The 10807-nt window shown below is 65.8% G+C and carries 9 protein-coding genes and 1 pseudogene; 4 read left to right on the top strand and 6 right to left on the bottom strand.

All coding sequences use genetic code 11. The annotated features are described in order from the left end of the window. The 3 genes and pseudogenes from BRX37_RS27450 to BRX37_RS22145 form a co-directional block, all read left to right on the top strand. Window positions 1–158 (top strand): annotated as a pseudogene (locus tag BRX37_RS27450) (3'(2'),5'-bisphosphate nucleotidase CysQ); the annotation flags it as partial. A gap of 21 nt (window positions 159–179) precedes the next feature. Continuing rightward, a complete protein-coding gene (locus BRX37_RS22150; RefSeq protein WP_125989494.1) occupies window positions 180–1343 on the top strand; it encodes a sulfotransferase family protein in 1164 nt (387 codons plus the stop codon). A 4-nt stretch (window positions 1344–1347) separates the two neighbouring features. Next, window positions 1348–1755, top strand: coding sequence for a nuclear transport factor 2 family protein (locus BRX37_RS22145; protein ID WP_125989492.1), 408 nt, complete (start codon window positions 1348–1350; stop codon window positions 1753–1755). Window positions 1756–1759: 4 nt separating this feature from the next. Here BRX37_RS22145 and BRX37_RS22140 read toward each other — a convergent pair whose 3' ends face one another. The 4 genes from BRX37_RS22140 to BRX37_RS22125 form a co-directional block, all read right to left on the bottom strand. Continuing rightward, window positions 1760–2677: an SDR family NAD(P)-dependent oxidoreductase gene (locus BRX37_RS22140; protein WP_125989490.1), complete on the bottom strand. Its 918-nt coding sequence runs from the start codon at window positions 2675–2677 to the stop codon at window positions 1760–1762. A gap of 83 nt (window positions 2678–2760) precedes the next feature. Then, window positions 2761–3978, bottom strand: coding sequence for a CoA transferase (locus tag BRX37_RS22135; RefSeq protein ID WP_318276862.1), 1218 nt, complete (start codon window positions 3976–3978; stop codon window positions 2761–2763). 68 nt (window positions 3979–4046) lie between these two features. Further along, window positions 4047–5195, bottom strand: coding sequence for an FAS1-like dehydratase domain-containing protein (locus BRX37_RS22130; RefSeq protein ID WP_125989486.1), 1149 nt, complete (start codon window positions 5193–5195; stop codon window positions 4047–4049). Between the two features lie 16 nt (window positions 5196–5211). Further along, window positions 5212–6780 carry an acetate--CoA ligase gene (locus BRX37_RS22125; RefSeq protein WP_486056940.1) on the bottom strand — a complete coding sequence of 523 codons (1569 nt, stop codon included), beginning with the start codon at window positions 6778–6780 and terminating at the stop codon, window positions 5212–5214. A gap of 155 nt (window positions 6781–6935) precedes the next feature. Between BRX37_RS22125 and BRX37_RS22120 the strand changes: the two genes are divergently transcribed. After that, a complete protein-coding gene (locus BRX37_RS22120) occupies window positions 6936–7769 on the top strand; it encodes an IclR family transcriptional regulator (protein ID WP_037521968.1) in 834 nt (277 codons plus the stop codon). Here the strand turns inward: BRX37_RS22120 and BRX37_RS22115 are convergent. Next, a complete protein-coding gene (locus BRX37_RS22115) occupies window positions 7755–9353 on the bottom strand; it encodes an SMP-30/gluconolactonase/LRE family protein (protein WP_125989484.1) in 1599 nt (532 codons plus the stop codon). The genes BRX37_RS22120 and BRX37_RS22115 overlap by 15 nt on opposite strands. A 1-nt stretch (window position 9354) precedes the next feature. Then, the gene (locus BRX37_RS22110) at window positions 9355–10770 is read right to left on the bottom strand and encodes an aldehyde dehydrogenase family protein (protein WP_125989482.1); all 1416 of its coding nucleotides are present in this window, start codon (window positions 10768–10770) and stop codon (window positions 9355–9357) included. Between the last annotated feature and the right edge of the window lie 37 nt (window positions 10771–10807).

Genomic DNA, 10807 nt, shown 5'->3' with positions numbered 1-10807 from the left:
TCGCACTCGCCCACGGCCTCCACGCATCCCGCATCGATGGATCGCCGCTCATCTACAACCAAGAAGACACATACATGCCAGACCTCCTCATCTGTCGGCACGAACATGCCGACAGCGTGCTGGGGGCCTTGGCCGAGATCGCGGCGCAGGCCGCCTGAAAAACAGAAGGGAAGAGGATCATGACCACCGACACCATCGGCCTCGACGCCGACGCCCTGGTCGCCGCCGCGCGCGAACAGACCGGCCTTTCCGACCTGGGCGACGACGCCATATTGGAAGGGCTGGACGTGCTGGTCGATGCGATCAATCGCGAGGCCAACCTCACCGAGGCAGCGCAAGGCCGCTGGGCGCAGCAGTTGACCGCGACGCTCGCCAACCGGCTGCAGGTCGAGGACTGGCTCGCCCGCCATCCAGACCTGCTCGACGCGCCGGTCGAAAAGCCGCTATTCGTCTTCGGCCTGCCGCGCACCGGCACGACCCTGACCATCAACCTGCTGAACGCAGATCCGGCTCGCCGGTCCTTCCTGCGCTGGGAGGCGTTCAATTCGGCGCCGCCCGCTGCGGCCGGCACGCTCAGCAGCGACCCGCGCTATGTCGCGGAACAGGCGCGGCTCGACATGTCGCTCAAATATGCGCCGCATATTTCGGCCATCCATCATGAGGATGCCGACAGCCCGACCGAGTGCCAGTTCGCCATGGCGCCGTCCTTCTGCGCCCAATATTATGACTCGGTGCTGCATGTGCCGAGCTATCAGAAATGGCTGTTCGCCACGAGCTACCTGCCCGCCTTCCGCTATCACAAGCGGCTGCTGCAATTGCTGCAGGCGGAAAATGGCGGCCGCTGGACACTGAAGAACCCCTGGCATCCGCTGTTCCTGGAAGACCTGACTAGCGTCTATCCCGACGCCCAGCTGGTGATGACCCATCGCGATCCGGCCGATGTCGTCGGCTCTGCCTGCAGCCTCGTCTATCAGGTGCGCAAGATGTTCAGCGCCGATGTCGACCCAGTCGAGGTCGGCCGATCGCAGCTGCGCACCTTCGACCTGATGATCGAGCGGATGCTGACCTATCGCGAGAAACATGGTCAAGATGCGATCCACGACATCCAGTATGACGACCAGCTGCGCGACCCGATCGGCGAGATGCGCAAGCTCTATGCTCGCTTCGACGAGCCCTTCACGGCGGAAGCGGAAGCCGGCATGACCGCGATGCTGGCCGCCAATCCACAGGGCAAGCATGGCAAGCATAGCTATGACCTGGCCGATTATGGCCTCGATCGGGCGCAGATCCACGCCCATTTCAAGGACTATACCGACCGCTTCTCGATTCCCGTGAAGGCCTGATCCGATGGCGCAGGCCCATCATGATCTCGCTCGCCGCTTCTTCGCCGCCCTGTCGGCGGCGGCACTGCCGGACGAATTGCTGACCGAGGACATGACCGCCTGGACGACGACGTCGGGCGTCGATGCGCCGCGCGCCGCCTATCAGCGCGGCGTGGCGATGCTGGGGTCGCTGTTCCAGGGCGGGCTGAGCTTCACCGTCGATTCATTGACGGCGCAAGAGGACCGGGTCGCAGCCGAGGTGCGGTCGGCGGGCATGCTGGTGAATGGCGAGCCCTTCGCCAATCGCTATGTCTTCCTGCTACGCATTCGCGATGGTCGGATCGCATCGGTCGCCGAGCATTTCAACCCGGCGCCGGTGGAAGCCCAGATCAAGCCGCTGATCCAGGCGATGATGGCGGCGAAACAGGGCTGAGCGATCAGCCCTGTTTCATGCCCTGGCTGGCCATCGCGAAGCTGTAGCGCAGATGGTCGAGATGGCCGGTCGGCACCGGTGGGAAGAGCAACGCGTCCTGCGTGTCGCGTATCTCCGCCAGCCGATCGGCGATCTGCTCGATCGTCCAGTCGGGCTGGAACAGGCCGACGGTTTCCATCGTGTAGGCCCGCGCGACGCGCCCGGCCATGGCGATCAGCATCTCGCCGCTGACCGCGCAATCCTGATGCGCCAGATAGCCGACGGCGGGTGCGACCAGCTCCGGATCCATCGGCGGATAGGCGCTGGTATCGAGACCCTCGGCCATGCGGGTGACGGCGCCGGGCAGGATGATGTTGCTCTTCACGCCATGGGCCGTCCCCTCGATCGCGGCGACGTTGGACAGGCCGATCATCCCGGCCTTGGCGACGCTGTAATTGACCACGCCGGCATTGCCGTAGAGGCCGTTGATCGATCCGGTCAGGACGATGCGGCCATAATTGGCGGCGCACATATGCGGGAAGGCGGCGCGCACGACATGGAAGGCGCCGCGCAGATGGACGTCGAGCACCGTCTCGAAATCGGCATAGCTGAGTTCCGCTAGGCCGCCGCGCCGGACGATCCCGGCATTGTGGATGAGGATGTCGATGCTGCCGAAATGGTCGCGGGCGAGGTCGATCATCGCCTGCCCGCCTTCAGGCGTGGCGACGCTGTCGGTCGAGGCGATCGCCTGGCCCCCGGCGGCGCGGATTTCGTCCACCACCGACTGGGCCGGGCCGGCATCGGTCCCTTCGCCCTGCATGCTGACGCCGGGATCATTGACCACCACCTTCGCGCCGCGCGCCGCCAGCAGCAGCGCATAAGCCCGGCCGAGGCCACGCCCGGCGCCGGTGATCAGGGCGACGCGGTCGTCAAATCGCAGCATGATAGTCTCTCTCCCGGATGATGATTGGCGGGGAGCTTAGCGGCGGCGGTGCCGTCGCCCCAAGCGTGGCGCCAAATGATCGCTCAGGCGACGATTCCGGCGTCGCGCAGGCGGGCGATGGTCTGCGCATCCATGCCCAGAAGGTCTGCCAACACCATATCGCTATGCTCGCCCAGCACCGGCGGCGCGCTCGGCACCGGCTGCTCCGCACCGGGGAAGCGGAAGGGACGGTTGACGATCGGGATCGTGCCCAGCGTCCTGTGCTCGGTCTCCACCACCATGTTGCGGGCCAGCGTCTGCGGCTGGGCCAGCGCCTCGCTGATGGTCAGGATCGGCGCGTGCGGCACCTGGTGCGCGGCGAACAAATCGGCGAGGTCGGCCACGGTGCGGGTCTGGGTCGCCGCCGACAGCAGGGCATTCACCTCCGCCCGTCGCTCGCGCCTCTTGTCAAGCATGTCATAGCGCGGATCGTCGGCCAGCGCGTCCAGCCCCAGCGCGGCGCAGATCTTGCCCCAGAAATGATTGGTGAGACAGGCGATCACGATCGACCCGTCGCTGGCCGGGAAGACGCCATAGGGGACGAGATTGGGGTGCTGCGATCCCTGCGGCACCGGGTCCTGCCCGGTGAAGAAACTGAGTTGCGCCAGATAGCCGAGCAGGCCGATCATCCCGTCCATCAGGCTGATGTCGATCAGCCGGCCGCGCCCGGTCGCATGGCGTTCGTGCAGGGCGGCGAGGATGGCGATCGGCCCGTTGATGCCGCCGACCAGATCGCCCAGCGGAATGCCGAGCTTGGTCGGCAGCCCGCCCGGTTCGCCATTGACGCTGAGCGCGCCGGACATGGCCTGCAACACGATGTCGAAGGACGGCCGATCCTTGAGCGGCCCGGTCATGCCGAAACCGGAAATGGCGCAATAGATGAGGCCGGGGTTGAGCGCCGACAGCGCCTCATAGCCAAGGCCCAGCCGGTCCATCACGCCGGGCCGGTAATTTTCGATGAGGATGTCGGACTTGGCCGCCAGATCGCGCGCGATCGCCAGCCCCTCGGGGGCCTTGAGGTCGAGCACGATGCTCTTCTTGCCGCGATTGACGCTGAGGAAATAATGGCTCTCGCCTTCGCGCAGCGGCGGGAAGCTGCGGGTGTCATCCCCGCTGCCGGGCGGCTCCACCTTGATGACTTCCGCGCCCAGATCGGCAAGCGCCAGTGCAGCCGAGGGACCGGCCAGGACGCGGGTGAAATCCAGCACCCGCACCCCGGCCAGCGGCCCTGCCCATATATTCTTGTCGTGGCTGTCCATCATGCATCTTTCGGTGGGCCGTCCCATCCCAAATCCTCCCCAGGGGGAAGGAACGGCCCGCCGCGCCCGGATCAGGCCGGGCGGCTGGGCAGTTCGGCAATCGAGGTGCCGAAGGCCGAGACTTCGCCGCGATGGGTTTCCGCGCGCTGCTGGATCTCGACATATTTCTTGCCGTTCTCCTCGAACTTGCGGATCACGCTGCCGTCGATGAAGATCACGTCGCCATCGGGATTGTGCCGGCGGATCTGGCACTTGCTCTTGTGAAGGAAGCCGTCGTCGCCGATCCAGTTGGTGACCTGATGGGTCAGCCAGCTGCAGCGTTCCGGACCATAGTCATAGGCGCCCGGCGCGCCGACTTCGAGCGCGAACGCCTCGTCCCAATGGACGCGTTCCGGGCAGTCGGGCACGTTGAAGCGGTTCTTGATGCCGGTGCCGGGATGCTTCTGCTGCATCTTCCACGCCAGCTTGTTGGCGCGGATATAGAGGCCGCCCCAGCCCTGCGCGTAGCAGATGAAGCCGGTGACGGTCATCGGCCCCTTCATCATGCGCGGCAGTTCATCGCCGACCTGCACATCTTCCCAGTAACGGGGCGTGGCGCCGCGAATTTCTTCCTTCTCGTACAGCTTGTACATCTCGGCCAGCTGTTCGTCGGAGAAGGGCTCCACCCGGCCACGGGCTTCGGTGTACTTGGTACCACGCTCGCGCGCTTCGTCGCGATCGGTGCGGAACACCCAGCTGTCGCCTTCGGCGACCTTGTCGCCCGACTGGTTGAAGAAATCGACATGGTAGATCTGCTGGAAGCTGCGGCCGGCGAACTTGGTCTGATGCTCGATCAGATCCTTCAAATAGGCCTCGGTGCGGATCGTGTCGTTGCGCAGCACCGGCTTGTGCCAGGTCCAGTCGGCGCCCGCCCACATCGCATGGACGCCCGACAGGCCACCGCAATAGCCCGAGATGATGCGGCTGGTGGTGAACAGGAAGCTTGGCAGCGCGACCAGCGAACCATGCTTGGTCTTTTCGGCATAGGCCGGATCGCACCACAGCGGATTATCGTCGCCGATACCATGGGCATAATGGCGGATCGCGTCGCGCGTGGCTTCGTAATTCCACGGCTCGACAGTATTCTCGATCTTGACGCCGATGCGCTTGCGCAGGTCGTCCAGCCCCTCCTCGGTGATCTTGGGGAATTTGTTCACGGGCGCTTCGGCCAATGTTGCCATCTCTCTTCTCCTGACTTCAGTTGGCGAGTTCGACCGCCTTGGCGGCCTCACGATCTCTCAATATCTTGCGGTGGACCTTGCCGGCCGGCGTCTTGGGCAGGTCGGTCACGAATTCGACGATGCGGGGGAATTCATGCTGGGCGAGCTTTTCGCGGGTGAAGTCCTGCAATTCGCGGACCAGCGCGTCGCTGCCGTCGCGATTGAGGATGATGAAGGCCTTCACCACCTGGCCGCGCTTGTCATCGGGCACGCCGATCACCGCGCATTCCAGCACCGCCTCATGCTTGAGCAGCGTATTCTCGATCTCGACCGCGCTCATCGTCCAGCCGGCCGAGATGATGACGTCGTCGGCGCGGCCGCAATGGTAGAAATAGCCGTCGGCGTCGATCTTCGCCCGGTCCTTGGTGGTTTCCCACCGGTCGCGCCGCCACAGCATCAGCTCGCCAATCTCGCCGGGATCGCAGGCGCTGCCATCGGGGCGCTGCACTTCCAGCTTCTGGCCCGGCACCGCCTTGCCCAGCGAACCCGGCTTCACCCTGAAATCCTGCGCGCCGGGATAGTTGACCAGCACCACGCCAATCTCGGTCGTGCCGTACATGGAACAGGCCGGCACCTTGAAATGGGCGTCGATGAACTCCAGCGTCGCCGGGTCGATCGGCTCGCCGGTGTAGGACAGCTTGTCGAAATGGAAGGCGAAATCGGCGGCCCGGCCGCTATTCTTCATCATGCGATAATGGGTCGCGGCGGCCGACATGTTGGTGATGCCATAAGCGTCCAGCGCCTGCATCAGCCGCACCGGATCGAACCGGCCGGCAAAGGTGCCCGTCGTCACGCCCAGCCCCAGCGGCGCCAGCGTGCCATGCCACAGGCCATGCCCCCAGGCCGGCGAGGAGGGGCAGAAAAACTCGTCGCCCGGCCGAATGCCGGTGCCGTAGAGCGCGGCGAACATCAAGGTCACCAGCGCACGGTGACTGTGCTTCACCGCCTCGGGCAGTTCGCGCGTGGTGCCCGACGTATATTGGAAGACGGCCAGGTCATTGGCCTTGGTCTTCGGGCTGTAGCTCGCCGGGAAGCGGGCGAGATCGGCCAGCAATGCGTCGTCGGCGACGATCACGCGCGGGCCATCCATGCTGCGCGCCAGTTCCGCCTTTTCCGCATTGGTGATGAGGATGGTCGGCTTGCAATCATCCACCCGCAGCCGCAGCGCATCCGGGCCGAACAGGGTGAAGAGCGGCACCGAGATCGCGCCGGTCTGCATCGCCCCGAACAGGCAGACATAGAAGGGCAGCGAAGGCTCCAGCATGAAGGCGATGCGTTCGCCCGGCTGAATACCCTCGGCATCGAGCCAATGGGCGAAGCGCGCGGCCCCCGCCGCGATCGCGTCGAAGCTCAGTATCTCGTCGCGGCCATCTGCATGAGCGATGCGCACGGCAGCACGACCCGATCCATCGGCATGGCGGGTGATACATTCATAGGCAATGTTCAGGTCTTCGCGGTCGCCGTCGAACAGATCCCACAGCGCCGCTGAGGTCGCATGTGCCTGTGCATCGGCATAGCTGCGATAGTCGGTTAGCTTCGCCATCATCCCATCCCATCGGTCCGGCATTCAACCGGGCGAACGGGCCGAAACCCCGTCGCTGCTTGCCACAAGCGATGTCACAGCGACTCATTTGTTGTAAATAGTGAATGATGTTCTATATTTCGAATGACAGGCCATCGGCGTCGCGATAGGATGACGCCATGACCGACAGCCGCACGACGCCCCGCCCGCCCTCCACCGTCCGCAAGGTCGCCAAGGCCGTGCAGGAGAGCAAGGCACCCGCCATCGCCCGTGCCGCCGCGATCCTGCGCCTGCTGGGCAAGAGCGACCGGCCGCTCGGCGTGCAGGCGATCGCCAAGGAACTGGGGCTGGTGCCCAGCACCTGCCTCTATGTGCTGCGCGCGCTGGTGGAGGAGGAACTGGTCGCCTTCGATCCCGACACCAAACGCTATGCGCTGCAGGCCGGCGTGCTGACGCTGGCGCGCAACTGGCTACGCCGCGACGCCTTCAACGACCTTGCCCAACCGGTGCTTGATCGGCTGGCCCAGCGCTTCGGCCTTACCATGCTGGGGGTGCAGGCGGTGGGCCTCGATCATATGATCGTCGTCGCCATGGCGCAGTCGGGCAGCGGCTTTCAGCTGAGCGCCCAGGTTGGCAGCCGCTTTCCCGCGCTGATCAGTGCCACCGGCCGCTGCATCGCCGCCTTTGGCGATTATGGCGAGAAGGAACTGAAGGCGCGGTTCGACACCCTGCGCTGGGACGATCCCCCGCCCTTCGCCGACTGGATGGAGCAATTGCGCCAGACCCGCGCGCAGGGCTTCGCGGTGGACGAGGGCCAATATATTGCCGGCGTCACCGTCGTCTCCGCGCCCGTATGGAAAGGCGCGGGCCGCCCGGTCCATGCGCTGGTGGCGATCGGCATCGGCGCCGCACTGCAACGCGAGGGGCTGGGCGCATTGCAACAGGCGCTGGTCGAGGCGGCGGACGCGCTCAGCGAGCAGCTCAGCGGCGACCGTCCCTTACCGGCGGCGTAACGCCAGCACGCTGCCTTCAGCGTCGCCCGACACATAGAGCGTGCCGTCCGGTCCCGCCGTCACATCGGCGAAATTGATCATCGGCCCGGCCATGTCACCGATCGGGCCCAGGAATTTGGGTGTCACGCCGGCGGGCGCGCCGACCGGCAGGGCGCTGGCGATCGTCGCGCGCGCGCCGCCCGACAGGTTGGTGGCGACCAATGTCTTGGCCCGCGTATCGACGACGAACAGCTTCCCATCATGGATCGCCAGCCCTTCCGGTCGGCCGAGACCATCGATGATCGTCTCGCTGCGACCGGTCGCGACTCGCACCACGCGCCCCGCTCCGGCCTCGGCGACATAGGCTGTCCCATCCGGCGCCAGCGCCACGCCCATCGGCTTGTCGAGTCCGGTCGCGAGTTCGCCGACCGTGCCATTCTCGATCGAGAGCAGCCGGCCAGTGCCATATTCGGCGACGACCACCGCCCCGCCCGGCGCGACCGCCACACCCATCAACTGGTCGAGGCCGGTGGCGAGGAAATCGCTTTCCCCCTGCCCCGGCCGATAGCGCGCCACCGCTCCCAAGCCGGTGCTGATGATCCACTCCCCCGCCTGCGCGCCAGCGGCGACACCGCGCATATAGCCGGGGCAGCCGGGGTAGAAGATCATGCCGGCCAGGGTCAGCGCCTCGCCGGACCGCAGCGTATAGCCGAAGGTGCCATCGGCAACGAACAGCGCCCCATCCGCACCCATGGCGAGGCCCAGCGGCCATTGCAGTGCGCGCGGCACGACGGAGCGGACCTTGCCATCGCCCAGCAATTCGGTGATTTCGCCCGGAATGCTCGACACGAAGATGCGGTCGCCGATGAAGCTGACATTGTCGAGGCCGGGGCCAAGATCGGCCAGCACCTCGCGCGTGCCGCTCACCAGGTCGAGCCGCAGCACCTGGCCGCTGGCCACCTGGGTCGTGACGATCCGCCCCTTGCTGTCGAACTTCACTGAATCCGGCACGCCCAGATCGCCGGCCACCACTTCGGGCGCGCCGCCATTCAGGTCCACCCGCCAGATCTCGTTGGCGCCCATCACGGGAAAATAGAGCTTGCCGTCCGGCCCGACCTGAAAGGCGTTGGCCATCGGTATATTGTCGAGGATGACGCGCGGTTCGCCCCCATCCTGGTCCAGTTCCATGATCCGCGCGCCGATACGGCATTCGCCCGCGATCAGCCGGCCCTGATGCCAGGTGATCGGGTTGGCGACCGGAATGTCGCCGCGCACCACCCGCACGTCGCCCGATGGCGTGCGCATCGCGACCCGGCCCTCGGTAATTTCGGTCAGATAGAGGTTGCCGGCATCGTCGAACACCAGATCGTCGGGCGCGACGATGGCGCCGCCCATCGCGCTGATCGTCTCGATCGCGCCGCTGTCGACATCGATCGCGCTGACCTGGCTGCCACCGACCTGTGCGACATAGAGGCGCCCGTCCGGCCCGGTCGCCAGCCCATTGGCGCCGTGCAGGCGGCTGGGCGGGGTCAGCCGCGCGAGGGTCCAGCCCTCGGCAGCGGCCGCAGCACTGGCGGCGCCATAGCGCCCGGACTGGACCGCCATCTCAGGCGTAGCCCAGCAGCGACTTCACTTCGAGATATTCGAGGAAGCCATGCTCGCCCCATTCGCGGCCATTGCCGCTGCGCTTGTAACCGCCAAAGGGGGCGTGGAAATCGAATCCGCCATTGATGCTGATCCAGCCGGTGCGCATCCGCCGGGCGACGGCACGGCACTGGTCAATATCCGTGCCGCTGACATAGCCGGCGAGACCGAAATTGCTGTCATTGGCGATGTCGACTGCGTGGTCGATATCGTCATAGCCGATGATCACCAGCACCGGGCCAAAGATTTCCTCGCGCGCGATCACCATGTTGTTGGTGCCGACGAACACCGTCGGCTTCACGAACCAGCCCTTGTCGATCCCGTCCGGGCGACCGGCGCCGCCAGCGATCAGGGTCGCGCCCTCATCCAGGCCCTTGCGAATATAGTCCTGGATGATGTTGTACTGGCTCTTCGACACGACCGGACCCATGGCGACATTGCCGGTCGGATCACCGACCGTCACTGCGTCCGCTGCGCCCTTGGCCGCCGCAATCACCTCATCCATGCGCGACGCGGGCACCAGCAGGCGCGATCCGGCGCTGCAGGTCTGGCCCGAATTGCCCATCATGCCGCCGGTCGCGCCGGCGACATTGGCGGCCAGCGCGTCATCATCCAAGACGATGAAGGCGCTCTTGCCGCCCAGTTCCAGCCCGACCCGCTTGATCGTGGTCGCGGCATCCTTCTGGATCTGGACGCCGACCGGCTCCGACCCGGTGAAGGACACCATGTCGACATCCTCATGGGTGGAAAGCGCGGTGCCGATCACGCTGCCGCTGCCCTGCACCATGTTGAACACGCCCGCCGGCACGCCCGCCGTATCGAGAATTTCGGCCAGGATCTGGGCCGAGAAGGGGGCGAGTTGTGGCGGCTTCAGGATCATGGTGCAGCCGGTCGCCAGCGCCGGGAAAATCTTCACGCAGGTCTGGTTCATCGGCCAGTTCCACGGCGTGATGAGCGCGCAGACGCCGATCGGCTCGCGCGCGATCATCGTCGCGCCATGCGGCTCGTCGAACTTGAATTCGCGCAGCACCTCGATCGCGGTCTGCAGATGGCCGGCCCCCAAGCCGACATGGAAGCCATGGGCGAGCGAGGACGGCGCGCCCATCTCCTCGATGATCGCATCGCCCAGTTCGGTCTGGCGCCGGGCATATTCGGCCTGGATGGCGAGCAGCAGGTCGAGCCGCTGTTCGCGCGTGGTCTGCGACCAGCCGGCAAAGGCCTTGCGAGCGGCGGCGACCGCCTTGTTCACGTCGGCGACACCGCCGAGCGAAATGGTGCCGGCCACCGCCTCGGTCGCGGGGTTGATGACATCCGCGGTCTTCGGTTCGACCGGGGCGACCCACTGGCCGTCGATATAGAAGTTCCGATAGTCGCGCATGTCGATGTCCCATCCTCTCCAAAATCCTCCCCTTGAA

The organism is Sphingomonas sp. S-NIH.Pt3_0716, from assembly GCF_003950715.1.
Lineage (GTDB): Bacteria > Pseudomonadota > Alphaproteobacteria > Sphingomonadales > Sphingomonadaceae > Sphingobium > Sphingobium yanoikuyae_A.
The sequence above is the reverse complement of the archived record's forward strand: the minus strand, read 5'-3'. Positions and strand labels throughout refer to the sequence as shown.